Source organism: Ectobacillus sp. JY-23, assembly GCF_023022965.1.
GTDB lineage: Bacteria > Bacillota > Bacilli > Bacillales > Bacillaceae_G > Ectobacillus.
In genome coordinates this window covers 3,227,280-3,253,456 of the sequence record NZ_CP095462.1, presented here as the reverse complement: position 1 = coordinate 3,253,456, position 26,177 = coordinate 3,227,280, and the positions used below count along the sequence as shown (strand labels likewise).

At 40.2% G+C, this 26,177-nt stretch carries 19 protein-coding genes and 1 pseudogene; 6 read left to right on the top strand and 14 right to left on the bottom strand.

Annotated elements, in window-relative coordinates:
- Positions 1-48: 48 nt before the first annotated feature.
- From MUG87_RS16455 to MUG87_RS16420, 8 genes and pseudogenes are all read right to left on the bottom strand, one after another.
- Positions 49-3,189, bottom strand: coding sequence for a glycosyl hydrolase (locus MUG87_RS16455; protein WP_247083559.1), 3,141 nt, complete (start codon positions 3,187-3,189; stop codon positions 49-51).
- A gap of 527 nt (positions 3,190-3,716) precedes the next feature.
- Positions 3,717-4,727: an alpha/beta hydrolase gene (locus MUG87_RS16450; protein WP_247083558.1), complete on the bottom strand. Its 1,011-nt coding sequence runs from the start codon at positions 4,725-4,727 to the stop codon at positions 3,717-3,719.
- Positions 4,728-5,002: 275 nt separating this feature from the next.
- A complete protein-coding gene (locus tag MUG87_RS16445; RefSeq protein ID WP_247083557.1) occupies positions 5,003-5,440 on the bottom strand; it encodes a hypothetical protein in 438 nt (145 codons plus the stop codon).
- A 255-nt stretch (positions 5,441-5,695) separates the two neighbouring features.
- The gene (locus MUG87_RS16440; protein WP_368042545.1) at positions 5,696-7,918 is read right to left on the bottom strand and encodes a transglycosylase domain-containing protein; all 2,223 of its coding nucleotides are present in this window, start codon (positions 7,916-7,918) and stop codon (positions 5,696-5,698) included.
- Between the two features lie 47 nt (positions 7,919-7,965).
- Positions 7,966-8,184 (bottom strand): hypothetical protein, encoded by a 219-nt coding sequence (locus tag MUG87_RS16435; RefSeq protein WP_247083556.1) that lies wholly within the window; start codon positions 8,182-8,184, stop codon positions 7,966-7,968.
- Positions 8,185-8,296: 112 nt separating this feature from the next.
- Positions 8,297-8,614: a hypothetical protein gene (locus MUG87_RS16430; RefSeq protein ID WP_247083555.1), complete on the bottom strand. Its 318-nt coding sequence runs from the start codon at positions 8,612-8,614 to the stop codon at positions 8,297-8,299.
- Positions 8,615-8,744: 130 nt separating this feature from the next.
- Positions 8,745-10,649 (bottom strand): annotated as a pseudogene (locus MUG87_RS16425) (M60 family metallopeptidase); the annotation flags it as partial.
- 550 nt (positions 10,650-11,199) lie between these two features.
- Entirely contained in the window at positions 11,200-12,084 is an 885-nt protein-coding gene (locus MUG87_RS16420) for a metal-dependent hydrolase (protein ID WP_247083553.1), read from the bottom strand.
- 347 nt (positions 12,085-12,431) lie between these two features.
- On the opposite strand from MUG87_RS16420, the gene MUG87_RS16415 reads away from it, so the two are divergent.
- Together MUG87_RS16415 and MUG87_RS16410 are read left to right on the top strand one after the other, a co-directional pair.
- A complete protein-coding gene (locus MUG87_RS16415) occupies positions 12,432-12,641 on the top strand; it encodes a sigma factor (protein ID WP_247083552.1) in 210 nt (69 codons plus the stop codon).
- A 38-nt stretch (positions 12,642-12,679) separates the two neighbouring features.
- Positions 12,680-12,964 (top strand): FtsW/RodA/SpoVE family cell cycle protein, encoded by a 285-nt coding sequence (locus MUG87_RS16410; protein WP_247083549.1) that lies wholly within the window; start codon positions 12,680-12,682, stop codon positions 12,962-12,964.
- A 124-nt stretch (positions 12,965-13,088) separates the two neighbouring features.
- Here the strand turns inward: MUG87_RS16410 and MUG87_RS16405 are convergent, their stop codons facing one another.
- The 6 genes from MUG87_RS16405 to MUG87_RS16380 all read right to left on the bottom strand — a co-directional run bounded on the left by MUG87_RS16405 (position 13,089) and on the right by MUG87_RS16380 (position 18,062).
- The gene (locus MUG87_RS16405) at positions 13,089-13,712 is read right to left on the bottom strand and encodes a nitroreductase family protein (RefSeq protein ID WP_247083546.1); all 624 of its coding nucleotides are present in this window, start codon (positions 13,710-13,712) and stop codon (positions 13,089-13,091) included.
- 32 nt (positions 13,713-13,744) lie between these two features.
- Positions 13,745-14,032 carry a DUF2325 domain-containing protein gene (locus MUG87_RS16400; RefSeq protein ID WP_368042576.1) on the bottom strand — a complete coding sequence of 96 codons (288 nt, stop codon included), beginning with the start codon at positions 14,030-14,032 and terminating at the stop codon, positions 13,745-13,747.
- Positions 14,033-14,245: 213 nt separating this feature from the next.
- Positions 14,246-15,367 carry an FMNH2-dependent alkanesulfonate monooxygenase gene (ssuD, locus tag MUG87_RS16395; protein WP_247083542.1) on the bottom strand — a complete coding sequence of 374 codons (1,122 nt, stop codon included), beginning with the start codon at positions 15,365-15,367 and terminating at the stop codon, positions 14,246-14,248.
- Between the two features lie 32 nt (positions 15,368-15,399).
- Positions 15,400-16,254 carry an ABC transporter permease gene (locus MUG87_RS16390; RefSeq protein WP_124565556.1) on the bottom strand — a complete coding sequence of 285 codons (855 nt, stop codon included), beginning with the start codon at positions 16,252-16,254 and terminating at the stop codon, positions 15,400-15,402.
- Positions 16,255-16,265: 11 nt separating this feature from the next.
- The gene (locus MUG87_RS16385; RefSeq protein WP_247083540.1) at positions 16,266-17,279 is read right to left on the bottom strand and encodes an aliphatic sulfonate ABC transporter substrate-binding protein; all 1,014 of its coding nucleotides are present in this window, start codon (positions 17,277-17,279) and stop codon (positions 16,266-16,268) included.
- A 15-nt stretch (positions 17,280-17,294) separates the two neighbouring features.
- A complete protein-coding gene (locus tag MUG87_RS16380; RefSeq protein ID WP_247083538.1) occupies positions 17,295-18,062 on the bottom strand; it encodes an ABC transporter ATP-binding protein in 768 nt (255 codons plus the stop codon).
- Positions 18,063-18,547: 485 nt separating this feature from the next.
- On the opposite strand from MUG87_RS16380, the gene MUG87_RS16375 reads away from it, so the two are divergent.
- From MUG87_RS16375 to MUG87_RS16360, 4 genes are all read left to right on the top strand, one after another.
- Positions 18,548-19,318, top strand: coding sequence for an alpha/beta hydrolase (locus MUG87_RS16375; protein ID WP_247083535.1), 771 nt, complete (start codon positions 18,548-18,550; stop codon positions 19,316-19,318).
- Between the two features lie 80 nt (positions 19,319-19,398).
- Complete coding sequence (locus MUG87_RS16370) at positions 19,399-19,560, top strand: Fur-regulated basic protein FbpA (protein WP_124565586.1); 162 nt, start codon at positions 19,399-19,401, stop codon at positions 19,558-19,560.
- A gap of 38 nt (positions 19,561-19,598) precedes the next feature.
- Positions 19,599-19,742: a DUF2292 domain-containing protein gene (locus tag MUG87_RS16365; RefSeq protein ID WP_247083534.1), complete on the top strand. Its 144-nt coding sequence runs from the start codon at positions 19,599-19,601 to the stop codon at positions 19,740-19,742.
- A gap of 2,137 nt (positions 19,743-21,879) precedes the next feature.
- Positions 21,880-26,130: a S8 family serine peptidase gene (locus MUG87_RS16360; protein ID WP_247083532.1), complete on the top strand. Its 4,251-nt coding sequence runs from the start codon at positions 21,880-21,882 to the stop codon at positions 26,128-26,130.
- The last annotated feature ends 47 nt before the right edge of the window (positions 26,131-26,177 follow it).

Genomic DNA, 26,177 nt, shown 5'->3' with positions numbered 1-26,177 from the left:
TTTTTCCAAACCAAGGTAGGGCTTTCTCGTTCTATAATGAAAGACTCTCTACTTAGTGACTGATAATGCAACATCATCAACATAGACATTCGCAGTACCTGTTCCACCCGTTGGTTCAATTTTTACACCAATTGCTTTTACAGCCTCTAATCCCCATCCAGCGCTCAATGGAAGTGTCAGCGTTTTAAAACCGGTGGAGTCAATGGAAACCGTTCCGCTGTCGTACCAGCTCCAGTTTACACCTACTTTTACGTAAAGACGTGCGTTGGCTTGACCCGCGGACAACTTGACCTTTACACTCACTGTATCAACAGCAGACAAATCGGCTGCCTGCACCTTCGCCAATTCAAAGCCTCCAGCCTTTGTTAAATCAAAGCTTGAGGCAAGGGAATATACACCTTTGGCAGCAACATCTGCAGTGACAACTGGAATTGTTGCATTAGCCTGATTTTGCTCCACATTCCACCCTTGCACGTCACCCTCGAAATCGTACAGTGTGCCAGCTTTCTCTGGTGTGCTTCCCGGTCCAGTTCCACCATTTGGAACGCCGCCTGTTCCATCGTTAATTGCTTTTATATCATCTAGGTACAATGAACTACTCAAAGCAGCCCCGTTTACGGAATTAACGTAAACAGCAAAGTCTTGCACATTTTTGAGATTTGTTTTATTTAATGTTTTTCCGATATTCGCACTGTCCCACGGCGCGACCGTAAACTCATTGAAATGAAGCTCTACCCACCCAGCTTCTGTTGAAGCGAGAGATGGGTACGCTTCATACGAAACACCGTCAACACGGATTTGAACAACCATCTTCTGATTTTTCCCATCCGGCACAAGCCAAAATTTCAACTTATTGAAATTAGACCAATCTACTCCCCCAAGAGATTTGGTAATACCTGCATAGCCTGAGCCCGCGAGTGTATAATCGAACTTTAAAGCGTAAGAGCCGCCACTTTCATGGTCTCTATTTAAAGACACTGCTGTCGTATCTCCCCCAGCATGCACCCATTTCGTACGTAATGCAGCATCGTCATCTTGATAAGATTCAAAATCGTCTACAACAGCAGGATCTTTCGGTGCCTCAGTAAATGTGTTTAGTAATTGGATATTGTCCATAAACATCGCTCCGTCCAATTGTAAGCCGTTTCCTACGACTGAAAGTGCAAGGCTAGTCGCTTCAACTGTTTTGACAGGGTTATTTAAATTAATGGAAGCCTGATATTTGAGATAATTCATTCCGTCGATTATGACAGGAGCAAGGTCGGTCAGTTTTACTTCCGTCGTTGTCATGCCGTATTTCGTATCCCAATCTGGCGGCAGCATCGCTACTCCTCGTAAGCTAGCATTCGTGTTGTTACTATTTGCGAAAGCTGGAATCAGCAAATCAAACCTGACTCTATTTACATGTTCCAAATCGACGCTTTGTGTAATGTTTGGTAACTCTACCTTTAACTCTTGCCAGGTATCTGTAGCTTTCAAGCCGATTACATTAATCTTTAGCTTCCCATCTCCGTTCAGTGAAGCATGCTCAAACGAAGTAAGAATAGAATCCGGATACGTGCCATTATTCTGGATTCCTTCGATATTTGTATCAAAGGTGTACTGCTTCGTTAAAATTTCAGGAACCTTGACAAACACCTTTATGGTTTGTTCCTGCACAGAGTGATTCTTACCATAAGATTTGACGGTGATTTGTACAGACTTTCCGTTAAAAACGGCATCAGGAGACCAATCTTCTGAGTAATAGCCGTCTGCATCAAGCTTCATTGGTACTTCTTTTTCCGTGCCCTCCACAATGTACACGACTTTCGTCGGTTTATTATGTAGAACTCTAGCACGAATCTTTGTCGTGTTTGTGTTCACAGTCGCACCAGCCGTCGGAGAAGCAACGTGCATAAACGGCTGTTCCTTGGCCGCTTTCACCTTGTATTTGTACACACCACTCACTTCATTCAAAAACGACGTGTACGGATCGTTGTAATACTTGATAAAATCAGCAAGAAGTTCATGATCGCCAAGACCGTTTGGCGCATTTTTATACGGTACGAACAAGTTGCCGTTTAATCCAAAATTTGCCCATGTTTGCATATAAGAAATACGTTTCGCGTCGGGATCAGCCTTAATGGCATTCATAACTTTGGTAAACCATTCTAAATCACCATTACCTGTAGTTTTCATCCCCTGCGGACTATAACCAAACTCTGAAAACGTTGCAATCTTTCCTTTTGTATCGGCAAGCCTCGCAATCATGCCAAGGTCACTGACCAAGTTGTTCAGAAACTGAGTTGAACCCGGATTGGACTGGTTATCATATTGATCCATTCCCAGTACATCAACGTACTCATCTCCTGGATATGTCATCAAATAACTTTCTTCGCTACCGCCAAAGGTTCCATTTGGTGAAAAGACATACAGGAAATTGTGGACACCCTTTTTATCCCGTAAATACTCTACTGTATATCGATAAATCTCCACGTACTGACTGACGGTTGTTGTTTTTGCTCCCCACCAGAACCAGCCCCCGTTTTGTTCATGAAACGGACGAAATAGGACAGGAATGAGATCTCCTCTATCATCTTTCAAGTTATTTGCAAACATAGCGATATTGTCAAGAAACGCATTAAACTCATCATTTTTATCTCCACCAGGCAAAATATGTTCAACGACAGAACCGCTTGTATCGTTAAAGTTACCCCCTGTTACAAAATTTGGAAAATGCGTACTTAATGAAACGATCCCGCCAAGTTCATGCGCTTCTTTCATAGATTTCGCCAAGTTTATCCTACTCTGCTCAAGATCATTGGCAACGCCCGGTTTTTCTTTCCCTTCTAAACTTAACGTATCCCAACCAAATACCGCAGGGAAGTCACCTACGGAATTTTTTACTTCCGATTCTATTTCATTGGAACCAGTCAAAGTAAATCCTTCATCTGTAGCATGCTGATGACCAAATAAAACGTGCTTTCCTCTAATATCATCAAGGTAGGCAAATAATGACTTTGTTTTATTCGTAGCACGTGCATCCACTAGATTTTCTACTCGTTTTATTCCATTGCCTGTTGTGGATTTCTTCAAAGTTGTAGCAGTAGCCTTTGTAGATATGGGGGATTGTGCATAAACAGGTGATACTGAAGCCAAGATTACTGAAGATGCGACAATTGTGGTTACTAACTTTCCGTTCTTCTTCATATTTACCTCCTAATGAAAACGCTTTACATTAATTGTACTTAGGTTTGAAGCAAAAAAAATTGGTCTCGTTTTTGTTTTTATAGTATTATTTTTTGAATTTTCAGCCTAATTAGCTATTATATAAATAGTTTTATCACTCTTTCTTTCTCAGTAAGTAATGCTCGGTAATATATGAAGAAGCAGATTTTTCACAAACAAAAAGAAGATTTCTCTATCAACTGCAATCTTCTTTCATTGCCCTAGCGAGGCGCTCTCTTAACAATAGATCTTTCACAAAGACTTAGAAATAGGGTAGGTAATATAAAATTGAAGAACCTATGCCAAGACCTGCAAAAGATAGGTTCCGATGACGAATGGATGACGAGAAGGATGAAATACTCCCACATACATACCTGAGTCATCTCCGTGATCTCCATCTCATACAGCTAACTCATTGCTTGAAGATATTATCATATACATCCATATTAAAATTAACAAAAGAAAACCACCGACAAATCACGATTCCTAGGACTATTCTTTTTTACAACCTAAGATTGTTTCGTTGCAGCGCTGCTCTTTGTTTCTTCTAAAAATTTCAGTAATTCCTTAAAAGTATTTTGTGCAGCATCTAAATTCATCTGAAATTGATATTCGTGACCATATGTACCTTTAGATGTATCATAGAAAACCTGTGTAACTGTAGTACGTTTTTCTAAAAGTTTGGCAAATCGTTTTCCTTGTGCTTCAAAGGAAGCTGTATTTCCATCTGTGATAAAGGTTGGCACAAATGCCTTAGGAACATTTTTTAACAGCGAGGCTTCTAGCGTTGCTTGTTTACCTTCCCAATTGTATTTTCCGAAGTAGGACCAGCCGATTCGCTTAAACAGAAAACGCTTAAACGCACTAGGAGACATCGTCGCGACTTCTTGTAAATCATAGGGACCACATAGCAAAATGACGCCACGAATCGTCTCAGGTGGAATACTTCTTCCTATTTTTGCACTATCAGAAAACCCTTCATTCATTTGGATACTAGTAAATTGCGCGGCCAATTGCGCCCCTGCTGAATCTCCAGCAACGTAAATATTGCTTATATCCAGGCCATATTGTTTAGCATTCTTTTTAATGAATCGATACGCTTGATCAATCTGTTGAAGCGGCACAGGATACGATACATTAGGAGCCAGTCCATAATTAATATTTACCACATTAAAGCCATTACTTGCGATATAAGTGGCGTACTTTAAAACATCTGCCTTATCGCCTCCAACAAACGCCCCGCCATGAATCCAGAAGATGGTCGGTATATTTTGTTTGTCACCCTTATAATGAATAATATCGAGTGTGCTGTTTGGAAACTTAGGGCCATAATTAATATCTGCCTCCATAGTCGTCTTTTGTTTTGCCTCATCAAAATCTGCAGCCGCAACCTCATTGCCTCCAACGAATGATTGCTTTACAATCCATGTTATTGGTCGAGGAGAAAAGATAAAAACTCCAACAATAATCAATACAATGCTTATAACCCCCAGCGTCATTCTTTTAATGATACGTTTCATATAAAACCTCCTTATTCATGTAGCTATGTATTATGCTTGTACTTACTTTTCCGAAGCATGAACTATCATATACACTTTTTAAACACTGGATTAAAATTGCACATGCTAGACGTAAAACTTTTATAACCTATTTAAGCAGAACTTCTCCTGCCATATCGTTCATTTGAAACATCTCCATTATAAAAGCACTGCCATATGAGTTAGCAGTGCTCAAAATATCTATATCACGGGTACTGTGGTTCACTTTATTAATCATAGCTTTACAGTGCTGAAATTTAATCTGTATAGGCACTCGCATTTAGGTTTTCAGGACCAACCCTAGCTACATTCTCAGAGACCGTTACAAACAAAGTGTAAGCCAATACACCGTTTCCTGGAGGAGGCACATTATAATCCGCAGTAGAAAAGGAGACAGTATGGTATCCAGTTTCGATGATCTGGTACTGCTCTTGTGATCTAAAAATAACTGGTGAACCCAAAGAACCTCCTCTTACTACAGTAAGCGTAACACTAACAAATTCAGGAATATTAACTGGGATGTTAATTCCTATCATCCCGTTCAATTGGACACGAATAATACCTGATGTAGATGGATCAATATTTAAACCAACTTGTCCGGCTAACGTAGGTGTGTTCGCTTCAAAAAATTCATTCGTTATAGTTCGAAAAGTAGTTATATTACTAGATGTTCTAGCATCTAAAAAACGTGACATATAATATCACTTCCTTAACTCGTATTACCATATTATATTCGAGGCTATAGTAGAAGTGCTATTTAACATAAATCTACATATTAACTTAGGCAATAGCTAAACAAAAGTAGGCATTTGTATATTCTACCTTTTATATCAATTATATAAAAAGTGTACTATTATATTCCTTTTCTTACAGATACGTCATAACTCTAATCATTTCTGGTACATAATCATCCATATACACTCCATGATAGAGTTTCATCCTTGCCTATTTTATCCGTGCTTGTTCTTGCCTTTTCCCTTCTTTGCTTTCTGTCCGCCATCCCCTTTTCTGTGACCATTTCCCTGTATTCCATGCGTTTGTGGTTGAGGTGGAGCAGGAGGAGCAACTGCTGCTGGAGCAGGAGGCGGTGGTGCAACAGGCGGTACATTGTCTGGCTGTTCACCTTTAATATATAACTCGTTATTCATGTTGTATACGCTGCTTGGTTGTTCGAATCTAGTCGTGTCTGTCCCAAAGGTTTGCATCATTGCTTTAAAAATGACATGCGAAATTTTGGTCGTATCCCCGAGCTGATAATTATTTTCTCCATTCGCGACATATCCCGTCCACACAGCCATTGTATACTGCGGTGTATAGCCTGTAAACCAACTGTCATTCGTAGCCTCAGATGGATAACCAAATTTGCTACTTGTCTTCTCATCAAAGTTAGTGGTTCCTGTTTTCCCAGCTACATCTAAACCAGGCACATTCGCAGCTAATCCCGTTCCATTTGAAGCATTGACGACACCACGCATCATATCAGTAATCATATAAGCTGTATAGTCATGCATAACCCGCTTAGCCTCTGACTTAAAGCTCTTCTCCTTGCCATTTTGCAGCACGACTTTCGTAACAAAATGGGGCTTAGTGTATACTCCCTCGTTAGCGAATGCGCCGTACGCTCCTGCCATTTCTAATGGGGACACTTCATTACTCCCAATTGCGTAAGACTCATATACTTGGTTATTAGCAAATGTTAGACCGAGTGATTGTGCAAATTCTTTTGATTTATTGAGACCAACGGCCTGTAATGTCTTTAAAGCAGGAATGTTACGGGACTCTACTAACGCATCTCTTATAGATATAGTGCCTTTATACGCTGTATAAGCATTGTGAATTGGTTCCCCGTTCGAATATTGATAGGGCTCATCAACAAGCTGATGATATGTGGACCACTTCAAATGTTCAATAGCCGGGCCATAATCGAAAATAGGCTTAAACGTTGAACCAGGCTGACGTTTAAGCTGAATCGCGAAATTGTTTCCTCGAAATGTTGCTTTGTATTCCCCACGTCCACTCCCTATCGCACGTACCTCGCTTGTTTTTGAATCAATGAATGCGAACGCCGCTTGGAAGCGTTCATTCGGATAATGTACAACATTTGAGGAATCCAATATGTTCTCTGCATATGTCTGTGCTTTTGGATCTAAAGTCGTATAGATTTGCAATCCATCAGTACTGATATCTATATCCTTCAATACCACCTCAACTTCATTTGTAGCCGCATCTAAAAACGCTTCGTACGGCATGCCTTGCTGGCTGGCTTTAGGAACGATACCCTCCGTTACAGCAACCTGCCTCGCTTTCTTCATCTGCTTCTCCGTGATATATCCATGTCTTTGCATCAATAATAACACGAGGTCACGGCGCTGTTTTGCTGCCTCTTTGTTTTCCTGCTTTGAAGGATCATAATTGTTCGGACTTTGTGAGAGACCCGCCAGCATGGCGGCCTGAGAAAGTGTCAATTTTTCTAAATTCTCAACTTCGATTCCATAGTAGCTTTTGGCTGCCGCGGCCACCCCGTAAGAACGGTTTCCAAGATTGATTTTGTTTAGATATATAGTCAGAATTTCATGCTTTGTATATTTCTTTTCCAGCTGATACGCCAAGTACCACTCCTGAACTTTACGCTTTAAGGTTTTTTCGGACGTTAAAAACGAGTTTTTAATAACTTGCTGGGTAATGGTACTTCCTCCCTGCGCCCCGAAGTCTCCCGTCACATTTTCAAAAATCGCTTTCATTGTGCGCTTTACGTCCACACCATGATGTTGATAAAAGCGGGCATCCTCTGTCGCAATAAATGCGTCCTCCAATATCTTTGGAACTTGTTCATATGTTATTTTCGTGCGCCTTTCTTTACCGTATTCGTAAATAAAATTACCATCCTTATCGTAAAACTTGGTTGACAACGGATCTTTCAGTTTTGCTGCATCAATAGGCGGGGCCTCTTTAATGAATGAGAAGAAAACGGCTATACCCGCGCCTATAGAGCCCACCCCCAGCAACAAGCAAATCAACAAAATCCATTTAAGTGGAGACTTTTTATCAATGGGCTTTTTACTATCTGATGTTTTTTTCCTAGCCTGCTTTCTCTCCTCACGAGACCGATAAGCAGTCTTTGTATTGTTGTCCTTTTGATTTCGTTCTGTTCGAGAACGATATAATTCCGTCATACTTTCTCTCCTATGTATAACTCCTTACAGATTGAAACTGCAATCTCTTAAGCAAGTATTTTTTCATCTACAACACGTATATAACGCACCACACGCACATCAATTTTCTGTGTGCCCTCACCATTCTTCACAACAAACCATTCCTGGTTCCTTATTCGGTACAATATTCTCTTCATAATTTCTCTTCTATTAACCTCATGACCTGTTATAATTTTCTCTGTTTTAATATCATTTTCCAACGTATAGCAAATCGTAAATTCCTTCAACGGTCTCTCCCTTTCTACTACCTTGTATAGAAAAATATAATTTTAGACAGTTCCTATACAATTCGTCACTATATTAATTCGTATGATGCTTTAATTTTAGGGGGGTCATAAATTATTTTTTATAAACTATATATGGAGTAAATTTAAAATTTTTCCACCTAACCATCGTAAGATGACAAATAAAAAGAGTCACCCTATACAGGCAACCCTCCCCGAACATTCGCTTCAACGCTTTGACAAGTTCATTTGTTCCGAGCATAATGGCGTCTCGCAGCACTTCTTCATATGAACTGTGGTTTTGTGAATCCGCAAGAGTTTGATTGAACACTTGCTGAAACACACCATCAATGATGATCGTTACGACCTCCACCTTCTCGCAGGTTTGTCCATTTCTATATTTCACCTTAAATAACGTTAATTTATCGCTCATCACGATCCCTCATTAAAGATTTTGGAAATAAGTGATCCTTATCAAATTCTTATAACAAACTCTCTCATACTAGATAGGAAACTAGATTAGTTCTTTTTATATTCTTCTATTCTATCCGCTCCCACACGGCGGCCTGCCCCGGAATCTCGCCTTTCGTCCACCATTTCGCTTTATATTTCACACCTTGATACAACACAACATTACCACCTGTATATGCCATAGCCGCATTCCATTCTGTTAACATACCTGAGCTTACTAGTTTCCACCCGTTCAATGTGTCCGGTGTAATACCTTGCGTCCACCATAGTGCTTCATATTCCATCCCATTATATTGTACTCTCATTCCCTGCACATATACTTTTGCCGGATCCCATGGCTCGGCGCTGCTGCTAGTACCTTTTGTGATGACGCTTACTGTATTGCTTAAACTTGAAATATTCCCTGCGCCATCTACTGCTTTTACTGTATATGTGTAAGATGTGTTGGGTTGCAAGGCTGTCTTGGTAAAGCTGTTCATCGATCCGCTAACTCTCCCCACCTCCACGTTTCCTTGTGAAATTACATATTCTGTAACAGCAACATTATCTGTGGATTTTGTCCATGTCAATGTGACACTTTGATCCGTAACGGAACTTGCCTGCAATTGGGAAGGAGCCGTAGGGGCTGTTGTATCAACAACTTTAATCGGATTGGAATCTGTGCTTTTCCAAATTTCCGCTGTCAAGCTTGGGTACCCTAACGCTTGCACCTTTTGGATTGTGTCGCTACTTGGACGGAGTCCCCATTTTTCAAAAAACGGAATTAGATTTTGCTTAGCGGCCTTGGAAGCTGTAATCATAAACAACTGCTTTTTCGCTTCATCAGTTTGCGGTAGCTCAGCGGACGGCATGTCTCTATACAGTTGATGAAGTGCCGGATAAAATCCTTCTCCATATGCCAAATGCAATTGCCACAGCATTACAACTTTGACAAATAAATCACTTATTTCATCATAGTTTCTCGTAGACTGTTCGAAATATTGGAAGGCTTTTGTATACACTCCTTCTCTTTCAAGACGAGAGGGCTGACCGAATGCTTTTTGCACCGCCAAGCTATAAATATTCACCTGTACCTCACCCATATTGTAGAACTTCCATGGCTCTTGCTGTCGCATATGCCCTGTCTCATGCCAAGGCCCCCAGCCGTCTGTCGTAAATTTCGTGAGATCCAACACATGTTGAATGGCGTTTTCCACATACGCAGTTCGACTGGTGAAGGCGTACATATAGTAATCCAACGAATGATTATCCTCCACATAATGAATATAGTGCTTATCCACCTGCGCTTCCGATAACCCAGAAAGCTTGTCCTGCACCCGGATAGCTTCATCTAGCTTCTGCAACAGCTGGGCTGGATCTGTATTGGAGCCAAGCAAATATTTGCTCACGCGTGCGGGACTTGCCGTAATCAACACGCGCTCCCCTTTCAACTCAACCGCATGTGCGTTCGGATATTGATTTAGCATATTAATCAAATCCTGCTTGGTATGCGTTCCTAGTATAAAGTACGGAGTAGGCGTTCCACCTGAGGTGATCGATGTCTGGATGGTGCCACCAGTTTGTTTATTATAAAAGTAAATCATGCCTCCTGTAGACGATTGAATCGTATTTGTGCCTGGAGTTAAAGTAAAGGATTTAATCTTAGAATCCTCTCGCCATGAAGCATCGTAAGAAAACGTTCCGATATAGGCCTGAATGCTTTGTGTACCCGATACATTGATGGTAATTACTTCATTCGGTTTAGCATACAAACCAGTAGGCTCGTATGGACTGAAGGTGAATCCTCTGCGCTCGGCATTTCTGTATTGAACCACATCTCCCTTGCCGCTTACCGAAAACATTCTAGCTTCCGCTGCATATATATTCTCTTTTAAAGCGGACTTTACTCCGTAGCCTTCTGCGGACACATTTGGCAAACCGGTAAACGTGATAGACAATACAGAGAGTATAGTGGTACATGCTGCTTTTTTCCAGCTTCTTGCGGAATTATTCTTCATGCTCCTTCCCCCCACTTCGGTATTCTTTACCGAATATATATCTTCTTCATCGAGAAGGTATTTCCTTTTGTAGGTATGAAGAGACAACATTCTTATAAATTACTTTAAAAGTCAATAACCATATTAACATTTGGCTAAATGTAGTTATAATTTCATAACGTTGATTATTAAGTATATTCAGAAAAAATGAGTGTTATAATTGACATCTTAGAAACTATCAGCTACGCTTTGCGGAACATTGACTCTAGAGGCGGCAGGCACAGGACCGATAACATATGCAAACGAGCTTTCCCTTGGTGTATCTGATAATCAGACTCTTGTAATCTCATCTAACGATACCGCCAATGAATTGAGTCCATCAGATTATGATTGTATCTGCTTAACCAAGCCTGTTCAAAATCGTTAATCTACGTGGATATGAATTATTTCATAATTTATTGAAAAAACTATGGCCTACAAAATCCAACACTTCTTAATGCGACATATTGACGTTCTATCAACACAGGTAAAGGCTCCACTGCTTGTGGAGCCTTTACCTGTGGGGCTGAACCTATTGTTTCTTAACTTTTCCGTTCTTCTCCATATACTCAAACAAAAACGATTGACCGTTTCGATAAAATCGGGGATCATAAATACCCAATTGACGTTCGTCATCCACAATAACAACAAACGGCGCCCATTCGTATAATGTTTTTGCTTCTGGTACAGTTCGGAACAGCCTGTTTAAATCTGCATCTTCTTTAGAAATGAGCGTAGCTTGCACATGTGACGCACTTAGTAAGCTATCATCAATTAGATCTACATTCGCTCCATTTTTTCCAATCACTGTATAGTGCCAAGGTATAAAGCTAGCAGACAAAGCTACCTGCTCGTAACGTTCAGTATACTTTTCATACAGGATATACCCTTGTGCAGACTGTACAAGCACATGAAAAGCTATACCAGCAAATGCCCAGCGGTAAATAACAGGCGCGGCATTCTTTCTTTTTCTCGCAATGAGATAGGCAATCAGCAAAATTCCCCAGAACACAACGTCCACAATTGGAATTGTCCCAAACGTCACACGCACCTGAGAAAATGGTTCAAAATAGCCAGTCCCCCAAGCATTAAATAAATCGCTGGTGCTATGAATGAATACAGCGAGTAAAGCTAACCAAAAGAGACGCTGACTTTTGACACGAAATAAAAGAATGCTAAGCGCATAAAACAGCAGTGCCCAAAGCGGCATGAGAAAAACGGAATGCGTAATGCCGCGATGCCACATTTGATACAGCCCCTGTGTATCCCAAAGCTGAGAAATGACATCAATGTCTGGAATTTGACTTGCGCCAATTGCAGTAAACAAATAGGCGCGTTTTTCGTGTTTAGTCATATGGTCCTTACGGATCGTCCCATACAGACCGAGACCAAATAATGTGTGCGTAATTGTATCCATACAAGTCTCCTTCTGCAGTGTTTTTCTACTTGTAAAGTATCATAGATGAACTGAATAGTATATGGAAAAGCTTTGATGATAATATGATACTGCGTTCAAAATTTGATGTTGCTTGGAAAATAAGATACATCTCATGTAAAAGATAGGCTGTGTTAAAGCATAATGTTGATCATTTACACTTGTTGACGGGAGTGAAAAGGGCGTGCAGGCTTACTACCTGACCACTCGTGAACAGCAAACGCCCGTACAACGAACTTTAACAAAGCCAAAAGATAGGAAATTTCTGTCGCCTCAAAGAAACCAATTACCCTTGTGAATCGTCTAAGTATATAGAAAGGGGCTTAAAAATGGAGGAAATTATAATAGATATACACATGTCCGATAACTATGAAACTATTATTAGTCAGGCAATGGATTTATATGGACAAGCCTTACTGGAATTGGTGTATTCATACACACAAAATCGGGATCTTGCAGAGGATTTAACACAGGAGATCTTTATCAAATGCTATCAAAAGCTGCATCAATATAATGGAAAGGCCAAGTTGGAGAGTTAATTTTAGTTAATATCGCTCATTATTATGGCTGGATCGTAATGGGATTTCTAATTATCGTTCTTATCCTACTGTTACTACGAATGCTTACAATACTGCGGCAAATAAAAGAAAACTTCGGCAAACAGCTACTAGTTGGCGTTCTTGCACTGTTTGCCGTTCAATATCTATATAATATCGGCATGATAATGGGAATGCTTCCGTTAATCGGTATTACATTACCGTTTGTCAGCTATGGTTTTCTACCTGCTATGTTCAATGCCTTTTTATTCGGTATCGTACTAAGTGTCTGCCGGCGTCGATATCTTGTTTCAACCTCAAAGTAATAAACATGTGAAAATGTTCTAGGGTGACACATACTGTTTGGTGCACTTAATTCTACTTTAAACTTTTACCATAAAAAAAGAGCTAAATCACTGTGAGCTAGCTCTTTTGTCACTTCATACTCTCTTATTCTGTATATCCTTCACTGCTGCAATTCAAAATACTTTCATGCAGCGGCCTTCGTATGCTTGGGTGTTCACGCTCTTGCAGGCTTTGTACAAGTGTATCTTTCTCTCCACGATAGCCAACTGTGACGACCACATGAAGCTCATATTCATCAGAAATGCCCAACAAACGACGAGCCTTTTCTTTATCAAACCCTCCAATTGCATGTGTGCTTAATCCTAATATCGTAGCCTGAATTGCTAAATACCCCCAGGATGTTCCTGTATCAAATGCATGCGCTGAGTTTAAGTCGCCCGTATCCCTTTTTTTACTTGATGCAATAAGGAGCAATATCGGTGCGCTTTCCGCCCATGCACGATTGAACGGGTGTAAGAATTCATGAAAAATCTTTAATTGCTTTTCTGTTTTTGCAATAATAAACCTCCACGGTTGATCATTGAACGCAGAGGGAGCCCAGCGTGCTGCCTCTAATATGCTATATAGCGCTTCATCAGAAACAGCTTTATCCGAATAAGAGCGCGGAGACCATCGATTTAAGAAAACTGGGCTAACAGGGTGTTCTTCTTTACGTAAATTCTGTACCTCCGGTTGCACTTGTTTAGTGGGATTTATTATTGAATTCATACCGATCATCCTCCATAAGATGTTATTACTCTTTATTTGCAACAAATAAGACCTTGTTTTTCTACTTCCTTCATCATGGAACACCAAGAACGTCTTGCGAAACAGATGGGAATTGATTGCTCTCTTGCCTTTTTCTTAATCACACTCGAAAGATTGTGGTTAATGTAATCAGTAAGAACCAATATAATATCGACTTTTTTAGGTATATCCACTTGAACCATTTTTGCTTTTCGTCCGTTAACATGAATGACTTCCTCAAATCCTTGTTGCTGTAGTTTCTTAGTGATTCCACCTAGGTTATCTCCACCTACAATCAGCATGGATTTCACATCTAACCCTCCTTAAAAATCTAAAATCCAAGTAAACCTTAAAGGATAAAGAAGCTTTTCATATACATTAAATGAAAAGCCTCTTTCCTAAACACTTTTTTATTCGTTTCTCCTCATTAGAAGCATTCTCGATGGATAGGTCCTTTTTATGAAGAAATGGCTATTTTCATCTTCACGTGCTCCATGCATCTCTAGTTTGATACACTATTTTGCAACTTCGGGTGCATATTGATTGGCAATCATTTCGCCGACAGGGTGATTACCATTGGCTGTATGCTTCAGCGGTAAAAGCGGAAATACGAGCTCTGCAAATTGATAGGCTTCTTCCAGATGCGGATAACCGGATAAGACAAATGTATCAATACCCAAATCTCTATATTCCTTTATTCGTTCTGCGACTTGTTGAGGATTTCCAACAAGTGCCGTTCCAGCGCCGCCACGAACGAGTCCCACCCCAGCCCAAAGATTTGGACTAATGGTCAGAGCTTCCCTGCCTCCTTTATGCAGACCAAGCATCCTTTGTTGCCCAACAGAATCCTGTCGCGCCAACGTACGCTGCGCAGCAGCAATTGTATCATCATCCAAATATTGAATTAAGCGGTCAGCTGCCTGCCATGCTTCTTCCTCAGTCTCGCGTACAATGACATGCAAGCGAATTCCAAATCGCACCGATCTTCCCTCCTGTTTCGCAAGACGGCGCACTTCGTTCAGCTTCTCTTCCACCTGAGCCGGGGGCTCTCCCCATGTTAAATATACATCCGTATGCTTTGCAGCCACAGCCTGCCCTGCTGGGGAGGAGCCACCAAAATAAATAGGTGGATAGGGCTGCTGTACAGAAGGAAACAACAACTTGCCTCCTTTTATATTTACATGCTTTCCGGTAAAGTCGACCTCTTTACCTTCCAGCAATTTACGCCAAATTGTTAAGAATTCATCTGTGATTTCATAACGCTCATCATGTGTAAGAAACAACCCATCTCCTGCTAACTCGACCGGGTCTCCTCCTGCTACTACATTTATTAACAGACGGCCATTAGAAACGCGGTCCACTGTGGATGCCATCCTCGCTGCAACAGATGGCGACATAATGCCAGGACGGACAGCAATTAAAAACTTTAACCGCTCTGTAACAGCAGCAAGTGAAGAAGCCAGTGTCCAAGGATCTTCACACGATCTTCCTGTCGGAATCAATACACCTGTATAACCAAGACGATCTGCTGCTTGTGCAACTTGACGGAAATACGAGAAGTCAGCCAGTCGTCCTCCCTTTGTTGTTCCTAAATAGCGGCTATCTCCATGAGTCGGAATAAACCATAATATTTCCATTTTCCCACTCCTCACTTTACATATATTTTTATTTAGTCGATGCTCTTCCCTTGATAGCTGTCACGCCATTTGAGCAGCTTTGACTCCAATATGCGAACAAAGGAATCTGCAAGCTTTCCGCCAAGAGCAAAGATGATAATCCCCACAAACACAACATCTGTACGAGTAAATTGCCGTGCATCCATGATTAGATATCCAATCCCTTCACTTGCCCCCATGAGCTCAGAAACGACGAGACCGAGCCAAGCTGAACCAAGCGAAAGCCTTACCCCAAGCAGAATATTGGGAAGAGATGCGGGCAAAATGAGCTTCGTCACCTGCTTCAAGCGGCTGAACTCGAGAATGCGCGTTACCTCAAAAAGCTTTTTATCCACGCCCCGAATACCGAGCAGTGTATTAACATATAGAGGAAAAAAGGCTCCCAGCGCAATAAGAAGCACCTTTGAGAGTTCTCCCAACCCAAACCATAAAATAAATAAGGGAGCCAACGCCAAATGCGGAACTGTTCTCAACATTTGTAACGAGGGATCAGCAACCTGCTCTGTCGTACGGGAGAGCCCTGTTAATGTCCCGAGCAGTAGGCCTAAGCTGGCTCCAAGGAGAAAGCCACTTAATGCACGGGTAACACTGATTTTCAGATGAATCCATAGCTCTCCGGACAGCAACAAAGCTTGAAAAGATTTTACGATATCTATTGGTGTCGGCAGAACCGTGTTGGATATACCAGCAAATGTGCCAGCCAGTTGCCATACAAGGATAAGTAGCAAAGGTAAAATTAAACCTCGTGTAGCTACTAAAATAGATGTCCTCACTTTTAAGTTTCTAATAGCTATCTTTTTTGGAAAGTGTCTATCATGATTAACAGAAGGAACAGCAACCTTGCTCATCTCCTATCACCTCACTTTTTTTCTGCTTGCAGCGCTTTTGTAATATACGAATTGTCGACTACCTTTTCTGTATCTATTTTTTTATTGATTGCCTTCAGTTCATATTGAAAGTTAGCTGTGTCTTGCTGGGCTTTTATGATTTCTTGTGTAATCGGCAGATTGAAAGATTGGTTGTTTTCAAGCACCCGACTCACAATGTCCTTATCAATTTTTTTTACATTCGCGTACAGCGTAATCGCTTCTTCACGATTTTCTTTTTCGAATAGACGTGCTTTTTCATACACCTTCAGAAAATGTACAACTAGTTCCGGATGCTTTTCGGAGAATTTTGTACGAGTGATAATAAAATTTGGCGAATAGACATTCAGTGATTGACCGTTAGCCAAGACTCTCGCCTCTTTTTTTAAGGTTTGCACAGAAACAAACGGCTCCCAGATCGCCCAAGCATCTACTGCTCCTGATTCGAATGCGGGCTGTGCTTCATCAGGCTGCAGTTGGATAATCTTCACATCCTCCGGCTTCAAACCAGCCTTATCAATGGCACGATATAGTAAATTAAAGCCACTGCTTCCTTTTGCTACTGCAACTTTTTTGCCCTTTAAGTCCTCCAGCTTTTGGATGGGGCTGTCTTTTGCAACCAGAATTGCATTTCCTTTTAATCCATCGCTAGCTACGGCAATTTCTTTAAACGAAATACCGGCAGCCTGCCCTGCAACAACAGGAGAATTTCCTACTACTCCAAAGTCCAGACGATCTGCTGCTAGTGCTTCAAAGTGCGGTGGACCACTTTGAAATACAGTCCACTGTACCTTGGCACCTACCTTTTCAAACTCTTCCTCGAACCATCCCTTTTCTTTGGCAATTAACAAGGGACCTAAACTTTGTTGAATGCCTATATGAACCGTCACAGCTTCTTTCTGTTCTTGCTTCTCATCCACTGTTGTTACTTTTGAGTCGCACCCTCCTATCCCCACCATCATGCTAGTTGCCAATGCAACGATAAAACCCCAAGATTTTCTTTTCATTTTCTCCATCCTCCCTTAAATGCCCGAGCCTTCAATGAATTGAAGTTCTTCTGTTTTTTCAAATTCATTTAGTACCTTTTTCCTAAACTCCTGAAACGCTGCACTTGCTTTTTTACGAGGATATGGCAAATCTATAGAAATCATATTACTCACTTGTCCTGGCCTTGCACTCATAATAACGACGCGATTTGCCAGATAAATAGACTCATCTAAATCATGTGTAACAAGAATCATCGTCGTTTGCTTCTGCTTCCAAATATCTAACAATACATCTTGTAAATGTGTCCTTGTGAAGGCATCTAGCGCACCAAACGGCTCATCTAGCAATAAGACCTCTGGATCTCGCAGTAACGCTCTTGCAATTGCAACCCGCTGGGACATCCCTCCTGACAATTCTTTCGGATATGCTCTCTCAAAGCCTTTTAACCTCACAATTTCAATTAGTTCATCGACCCTACGACGTACCTTCGCATCCTTAAGCGATAAATCCGCTGCAATATTTTTTTCTACTGTAAGCCAGGGAAACAGTCGATGCTCTTGAAAAATGAAGCCTTGTTTGATACTCGGCCCTGTAACCTGCTCATTATGAATAGCAATTTCTCCCTCATATTCTCGATCCAAACCGGCAATTAACTTCAATAAAGTACTTTTTCCACATCCGCTTGGACCAATAACAGTCACAAATTCCCCTTGCTTTACATGCAGGTTGATATTTTCTAAAACCTGCGTTCTTTGTTGTGACTTTACAAAAGTCTTATGCAGTGATTGGATAAAAACGCTCATTCCCCTTTCCCTCCTCAAACTAGCTTTGTAAGACTGCATGTTCAGAAAAAGCACATCCTATAGGTACGCAAAAAGGCCCTTAACTGTAATAGTTGAGGACCTTCGGTATGCCCAATCGGTCATTTGCCTATTCTGTTTAAATAAAAAAGCCCCAGCTCTTTTTTAGAGAACCGGGGCTTTCAGTCTGTCTGATCAGCCTTCATCTTGAAAATAAAATTCTATTACGGTTCATCATAAACACACTTTACCCATCTGTCAACTAGGTTTTTAAATTGAGATTGTAAATTTTTCTTTACGATAATGTTCTCCCTTCATCCATACAGATTAACAATTTGCATTAAAAAAACCACAAATTCGTACTTTACTTATTGGAATAATTTGTTTAAGATGATATTAATTTAATAGTAAAGCCGATTGGTCAACCAAAGGCACCTAATCTTTCTAAGATAGGTGCCTTATTCTATTTTAACGAAAGGAGTCTGACTATGAGGGCATATTCAGTCCTACAAGGTGCTCACCCATTCTTCTTTAAAGGAAATCATATCGGTGTATTGATCTCACATGGTTTTGTTGGGACGCCACAAAGCGTTGCATTTTTAGGGAAATGTATTGCAGCACAAGGCTATACGGTGTATGCTCCAAGACTAAAGGGACATGGGACTCATTATGAAGATATGGAAGCATACACATATCATGATTGGCTCAACAGTCTTGAAGACGGCTATCAGCTTTTACGTGAGCATTGCAACAAGATTTTTGTAATTGGCCAATCTATGGGTGGCACGCTGGCTCTTCACCTCACCAGTAAACATCCATCCATTGCAGGCGTCATTTTAATCAATGCCGCGATGACGAGCATTCCTGGAATGGACGCGTTTAATTCTATACACAAACCGCGCTTTATTGAAGAAGGAGCACCTGATATCAAAGATAAGAGTGTGTTTGAAATCACTTATGCAAAAGCACCGATCAAAGCAATACACCAGGTGTTAGGGCTCATGGAAGACACCCGTGCACGGCTCGCAAATATAACATGTCCGCTGTTAGTTTTTAAATCAAAAGAAGATCATGTAGTTCCTCCTGCTAACAGCGATTATATTATGAATCAAGTTCAATCTCCGCTAAAAGAGACTGTAACATTATATAACTCCTATCATGTTGCATCTATGGATTTTGACAAAGAATTTGTTGCAGAAAAGTGCTGCACATTTATCAAAAAATTCCAGATGAATGGGCGAGAAATAAAAATATTGTAACGTATTCTTGTTTTTATTGCTTTCATGTTTTTAATTCACATTATACCTATATGATTAATTAAATAATGGAGGTGTTTCTGCTGGGTAATGTTCTTCGCGATGCCATTAATCAAAAAAAGCAGCAGTTAATTGAAAAATTAATTGCTTCAGGTGTGTATAAAAAAGATTCCAAGCATCTGTTTGAGTGGACAATCAGCGAACTTGAAAAAGAGTATAGATTTATTAAGAAAATGAAGCCTTAAGCGTTAGGAAGACACTTGAACTAAGGGAGGAATAAACAGTGGCAAAGCTTGATGAAGAAAAATTGCTATATATTTTTTCGCTGTTGAAAAAAATTAATTTTGGCTCCATAACTATTACCATTCATAATGATACAATTACGCAAGTCGATCACAATGAGAAATTTCGTTTGATACAAAAGTAGCTCTATATAAGTCAGTTAATTTTCCATCCCACAATGGCAAAGCATTTTAATAATTACCGACAGCATCTATACATTTGATCACCTCTTCAGAGATTAGTTTATATGTCGCAATTCTAAGTTACTTATGTACACTCTAAAAAAATATATTAGGCACAAAAGCAGCTTGCCTACCCCTATTAAAGGACAGCAAGCTGTCTCAACTAGACTAACATTAGAACGATCTCTCCCATTAAATTTCCTACAACGATTTCTAATATTAACTCCTTGACTTGTTCACCTAAAATATTGGATTGGCAACACCAAACTAGACAGTTTTATCAAGGTGCGTCCTCTTGTATTCCGTAGGGCTCATATAGTCTCATGTTTCATAAATTCTAATATAATTAAACTAATGAACATAATCTCGTAACTCTCTCCAAGTCTGCGTCCTTTTGTGCACCTACGCTGTAACCGATGATTTCACGGTTAAAGATGGCATAAACGTAAATAAATTCAGCAGGAATGTCTTAAGCAGGAAGCTGACTTAGCAACCTTTGAACAAATATGAGTTTTATTCTTAATACAGGTATAACGCTAGGAGCGAACCACTAGAAGTGTTTATTGCAGAATAAAAGTGCAGAATGTTGCAGAATTCCTATTCATTGGTATGCACCAGGGCTTTACGTGGAGTGGCAGGCATGATAGACTTGTGTCGGTTCTGCCAATCCCTTTAATGGCTGGATTCTTGGCAGGAGGATCATGCCTGTAGAGGCTCCATGTCAAGCCCACCCTCAGCGACCACAAATGAATATTTAATCAACAAAATGATTTTAATATACTGCATAACTCTGCACTTTTTCATTGCACAAAACAACTAGAAGGCTGAACCCAGAGCTAGGTGCCCCGCAAGAACGTCTCGCGGACCATGAGAGAGAGTAAATCTGGGGTTAGGTGCCCCGCAAGAACGTCTCGCAGACCACAAGAGAGAGTAAATCTGGAGTTAGGTGTCCCGCAAGAACGTCTCGCAGACCACAAGAGAGAGTAAATCTGGGGTTAGGTGCCCCGCAAGAACGTCTCGCAGACCACAAGAGAGAGTAAATCTGGGGTTAGGTGCCCCGCAAGAACGTCTCGCAGACCACAAGAGAGAGTAAATCTGGGGTTAGGTGCCCCGCAAGAACGTCTCGCAGACCACAAGAGAGAGTAAATCTGGAGTTAGGTGTCCCGCAAGAACGTCTCGCAGACCACAAGAGAGAGTAAATCTGGGGTTAGGTGTCCCGCAAGAACGTCTTGCGGATCATGAGAGACGGGAAATCTGAGATCAGGTACCCTGCAATATTGTTGGATAGGCCACACTGAGTTGGACAGTTTCATTAAATTGCAATTGTCTATATCTTCCCAGTCGCTTTCTGAACAGAAACTAAAACCAACTAACATATCCATCCACCATCCCGCATAAACCAAACTAAAGCCCCATACATAACAGGATCCTAAACAACTGCCCTGATTCATGCACACTCAGTCACACGTGTTAGAGTTGCTTGTGCAAGACAATCCGAACCACATCAGCAACGAGATGTATACCTGCGAACTGAAACTGAAGACACATACGAAAGACCTCTGGGTTGTCAGAGGCCTTTTTCTTTATTCATTTATGAATTGAATCTATAGGAATTCTGTCCAACTAAGTGTATCCTATCCATATTTCCTCTTACTACTTTAAAAATTTTAACAAAAATATAACTGTACCAAGTAAAATATTATTCATTTATTCCTACTAATCATAAATTTTTTGATAAACCTATAAAAAATGGGGTAATTCTTTAAAAATATTTATGGAGAATTATGTTGGAACTCGATTAATGAAGTTCAAATACTAAAAATTTAGAGGGTGTATTTTACTCAATGATTAAAGATATTTATGAGGAATAGTGTCGAAATTTGCTAAATGACATTCAAGTTTCAAGATCTTAGACCCTATAATTTGCCCAATTGATTAATGTTAGAAAATTAAAATAATATAAATATATGCGGCTTTTAAGAATAGGAAATGAGCAAGATTAAAAGTGAAACCCTTTCTACTAAAGGTTTTCTAATTACATTTTCTATTAAATTTTGCTCATACTTATTAAAATCTTTTAATTAGGGGAGAAAACCAAGGATGAAGAAGAAGTTAAAAAAAGCTACAACCATTGCGTTAGGTGTAGGATTAATTTCGAGCAGTCTATCTACTCCATATTTTGCTGCACCTTCTAAAGTTCATGCTGCTACGACAACGCCAAACGTTCTATTTAACAATTTCGTACAAAGCTCAATTACAGATACTAAACAAGGCTTTGCATCTAATGAACAACTACTAAATAATCTGTCTCCCGAACAAAAAGAAGCTCTTGTAAAATTACAATCTATTAATCAGACAGGTTTGCACCTAGCACCGGAGATCGACCTAAATAGCACAGAAGAAATTTCTGTTATTGTTGAATTTAAGCAACGTCCGTCCAAGGTGGCTGTCCTAGAAGCAGCGATAAAAGGAAAGATTGTATCTGAAGCAGAAGAAAAAAAACAGGTGGATAACGCTCATGCTACATTTAAAAAGGATTTAGCAAAAGTATTTTCAGAAAAAGGTGGAAAAAAGGGAGCTACATATAAAGTAAAACGCACTTTTAAAACCGCTTTCAATGGTGTTTCTATGAAACTTCCAGCAGACCAAGTGGAAAAACTATTACAATTAGAAGCAGTTAAAGCAATATATAGTGATACAGAAGTAAAAGTAGAGCCACCCGTACAAGCGAATGATATTGCAGCAGAACACATGGGTATCGGTATGGCTGATGAACGATCTCACTTACAAGTGGACAAGCTCCACGCGGAAGGACATACAGGAAAAGGCATTAAAATTGGAGTTTTAGATACAGGAATCGACTATAACCATCCAGATTTAAAAGCAGCTTTTAAGGGTGGATATGACTTTATCGATAATGATGCCGATCCAATGGAAACCACATATGAGGATTGGAAAAAATCAGGAAGACCAGAAAAAACCTCAAATGGTACCACCTATTATACAGAACATGGTACACACGTTTCAGGTACAATTGCTGGTCAAGGAACAAATAATAGTAAATACGCAACAAAAGGTATTGCGCCGGATGCTGATTTATATGCCTACCGGGTACTAGGCCCATACGGATCTGGACCAACTACCGGAATTATTGCCGCTATTGATAAAGCTGTAGAGGATGGCATGGATCTTATCAACATGTCGTTGGGAGCAGCTATAAATGATTCCATGGATCCGTTAAGCATAGCTGTTAACAATGCGGTACTGCATGGGGTTACAGCAGTTGTATCCGCGGGAAATAGCGGAGATAGAATGTATACACTGGGCAGACCAGGTGCTGCAGCATTGGCCCTCACAGTAGGGGCAAGCGACGTGCCTATGACAGCACTAAGCTCAAAAGGATCATTGGATACATTGTCCGTAGACTTACGTCTATTGGCACTTGGATTTGGAGACGATATTAAAACACTAAAAGGTACGACTCTTCCGCTTGTATATGCAGGAATGGGTGCTACAGCCGACTTTACAGGAAAAGATGTAAAAGGTAAAATCGCTCTGATTAGCCGCGGGAAGAACATCGCACTTGCTGATAAAATCAAAACAGCAAAAGAAAAGGGCGCTGCAGCGGTGCTTTTATTTAATGACAATGCAGCTGAAGGACATATTCCCGCTTATTTGGCTGAAGGCCAAACTTACATTCCAACATTTTCCTTAAGCAACGCAGATGGATTGGCATTGAAAGAAAAGGTGGAAGCTGGTCAAATCAACTTTACATTTGGTGAAATGGCAGAAGTAAAAACACAAGGCGATACATTGGCGACATTTAGCTCCCGTGGACCATCTCGCTCAAGCTATGACATAAAGCCGGAAGTGACGGCACCTGGGGTCGCTATGTTGTCTACCGTTCCGTCTGATGTCGTGAACGGTGATAAAGGTGACAATTACGACTATGCGTATAAACGTTTGTCTGGTACATCTATGGCAGCTCCGGTTATTTCCGGTATTTCTGCGCTTCTGCTTGAAGCAAACCCTAAATTGCAGCCATCTGAAATCAAAACCATTCTAATGAATACAGCAGATCCGTTAAGCAAGCCATATAGCGTATTTGAACAGGGTGCGGGACGTGTAGATCCTTATGAAGCTATTCATTCCAATATGGAAATCTCGATAAATGACAAAACGCCTATGATTGAAAACGGAGAAGCAACAATCATCAACGAAGATACAGGTGCTCTCGGCTTCGGGCGACTTGTTTACACAGGTAAAGATATTAAGGATACGCGCTCCGTAACACTTAGCAACAATGGCAAAAAAGATAAAATCTTTGATGTGAAAGTACAATTCCAAACGGGATTGCGGGAATCAAAGGATGCAGCACAAAACGGCGTTAAGGTTCTATACAGTGATTCTATTATCATAAAAGGAAATAGCAGCAGAAAAGTACCCATTTCTCTTTTCATTCCAAAAACAGCAGAAAAAGGCACCTATGAAGGATACGTGATCTATACAAACAAAAACAATCCATCTGAAACGTACCAAGTACCGTTTGGCGTAACTTATGAAGAAAACAAATTCGAGAATTTCGAAATTGTATCCAGTCGCGCTTTTGCTCCAGTTTCCTATTCAGATGTAAATCCATTTATAAATAATGCTTTTATCATGAATTACCAAGTGAAAGGACATATAAAACGAATCGATTTTTTATATTTGGATCCTGAAACAAACAAAATTGTGGGACATGCCGGGGTTGTAGATGGTCGATCTGTCATTCCAAATGAAAATAAACTCGTGTTAAATGTAGGGTTTTATACTCCCTTCAAGGGGGATCAAAATAAACCATTTTCTGCTACCCCTGAATACTTGGCATCTCAATTCGCTGATGCCTCAGAGTTAACTAAACACGGAAACTATAAATTAAGGGCGATCGCCACAGACGATCAAGGAAACACATTTTCTGCAGACACATATATATTTGTAGATCATTCGGCGCCGGAATTCAAAATCACCTCACTTCCACACGGGGTATATGAGTATGAAGAAGGGCAAAAATCGGTTCTGGTTTCTGGTTCAATCTATGAAAACAATATTGATGCGATAAAGAGCTACGGCTTCAATATGGACCAAGCTTCAAATAAAGTTGTGTTTTATTACAATAAAGCCGTTCCACAACCCACGCAATACGTTAACAATTCTAACTATGCACCAAATGGAAATGTTCCTCTTAATTCAGATGGAACATTCACAGCCAATATGCCAATCGATGCTACCATTCCGATTCTCCCAGTTCGTTTCTTTGGAGTTGGTATATCAAGCGCGGTAGATTATCCGAAGGCACATGCAACATATTTTGTAAAGAAAGGCACGCAATATGTAGATGCAACCCCTGATAAAATTCATCCGACAATGGGTGAAACAGTCACTTATACATTAAAAATGAATAACGCTAATGCATTACATGATCAAACATTCACTTTTGATTATTTAAGCGACTACTTCGAAATAGAAAGTATAACTGTCCATCCGGAATTACAGAAGAAAGCCAGTGTGCAATTGGAACATAAAGAAGTGGAAAATAATGGGGCATCAAAAAAACATACGATTCATGTAGCTGTAGATGACCCGAATGGCATTACAGGTACAACTCCAATTGCAGATGTAAAAGTAAAAATAAAGAATGAACAATATTATGAGAGTGTGCTGGAATTACAAAATCTTACTTCTTATTATACGAATATAAAAAAGGAAGAAGTTTCTATTCCTAGCGTATCTGTTGAATCCTATGTTAATCCAGCATTTTCATACGTAGGAATCCCAGCTCTTGCCGAAGGAGTCCCGTATACATCCGATTATAAAAAAGTAGGGGCAACCGGATATGCTACCGATATTTTTAACAATAAATATGATGGAAATTTTGCATTGTACAATAATGGAGCAGGCTTGTATCCAAGATTATTCATCCAATTGCCTGTAACGAATAAGGAATTTATGTACCACATGCATGTGCCGGGACATTTTAAATACACCAGACCATTCACAGTATTTAAACAAGTAGGTAATGTGATCCGCGGCCAAAATGATATCAAAGGTAATTCAGTGATGATAGCGGGAGACGTCAATGGAGATCAAGTCATTGATATCATGGATGCAGTATATATGCAAACATACTGGGGAACCAATCATCGAGAGGCGGATATCAATTTTGATGGCACGGTTGATATGAATGACTTTGTATTTATTGAGAAAAATTATACGTTACAAAATCCAACCCTTTCTAATGCCCCAAAACCAAAAGCAAAATATAAAAATAAAACATTAGAAACAATTAAAAAAGAATTGGAAAGCATAAAATAATTTATTCGAAAACGTCACTATCGGATATCGTGAAGTTCTACCAGCCT

Coding starts and splice junctions, on each gene's coding strand:
- MUG87_RS16385 (WP_247083540.1), bottom strand. CDS start 17,279: ATGAAAAGAAAATCTTGGGGTTTTATCGTTGCATTGGCAACTAGCATG.
- MUG87_RS16390 (WP_124565556.1), bottom strand. CDS start 16,254: ATGAGCAAGGTTGCTGTTCCTTCTGTTAATCATGATAGACACTTTCCA.
- MUG87_RS16380 (WP_247083538.1), bottom strand. CDS start 18,062: ATGAGCGTTTTTATCCAATCACTGCATAAGACTTTTGTAAAGTCACAA.
- MUG87_RS16450 (WP_247083558.1), bottom strand. CDS start 4,727: ATGAAACGTATCATTAAAAGAATGACGCTGGGGGTTATAAGCATTGTA.
- MUG87_RS16405 (WP_247083546.1), bottom strand. CDS start 13,712: ATGAATTCAATAATAAATCCCACTAAACAAGTGCAACCGGAGGTACAG.
- MUG87_RS16445 (WP_247083557.1), bottom strand. CDS start 5,440: ATGTCACGTTTTTTAGATGCTAGAACATCTAGTAATATAACTACTTTT.
- MUG87_RS16455 (WP_247083559.1), bottom strand. CDS start 3,189: ATGAAGAAGAACGGAAAGTTAGTAACCACAATTGTCGCATCTTCAGTA.
- MUG87_RS16400 (WP_368042576.1), bottom strand. CDS start 14,032: ATGCTGATTGTAGGTGGAGATAACCTAGGTGGAATCACTAAGAAACTA.
- MUG87_RS16430 (WP_247083555.1), bottom strand. CDS start 8,614: ATGAGCGATAAATTAACGTTATTTAAGGTGAAATATAGAAATGGACAA.
- MUG87_RS16420 (WP_247083553.1), bottom strand. CDS start 12,084: ATGGATACAATTACGCACACATTATTTGGTCTCGGTCTGTATGGGACG.
- MUG87_RS16440 (WP_368042545.1), bottom strand. CDS start 7,918: ATGACGGAATTATATCGTTCTCGAACAGAACGAAATCAAAAGGACAAC.
- ssuD (WP_247083542.1), bottom strand. CDS start 15,367: ATGGAAATATTATGGTTTATTCCGACTCATGGAGATAGCCGCTATTTA.
- MUG87_RS16375 (WP_247083535.1), top strand. CDS start 18,548: ATGAGGGCATATTCAGTCCTACAAGGTGCTCACCCATTCTTCTTTAAA.
- MUG87_RS16410 (WP_247083549.1), top strand. CDS start 12,680: ATGGGATTTCTAATTATCGTTCTTATCCTACTGTTACTACGAATGCTT.
- MUG87_RS16415 (WP_247083552.1), top strand. CDS start 12,432: ATGGAGGAAATTATAATAGATATACACATGTCCGATAACTATGAAACT.
- MUG87_RS16360 (WP_247083532.1), top strand. CDS start 21,880: ATGAAGAAGAAGTTAAAAAAAGCTACAACCATTGCGTTAGGTGTAGGA.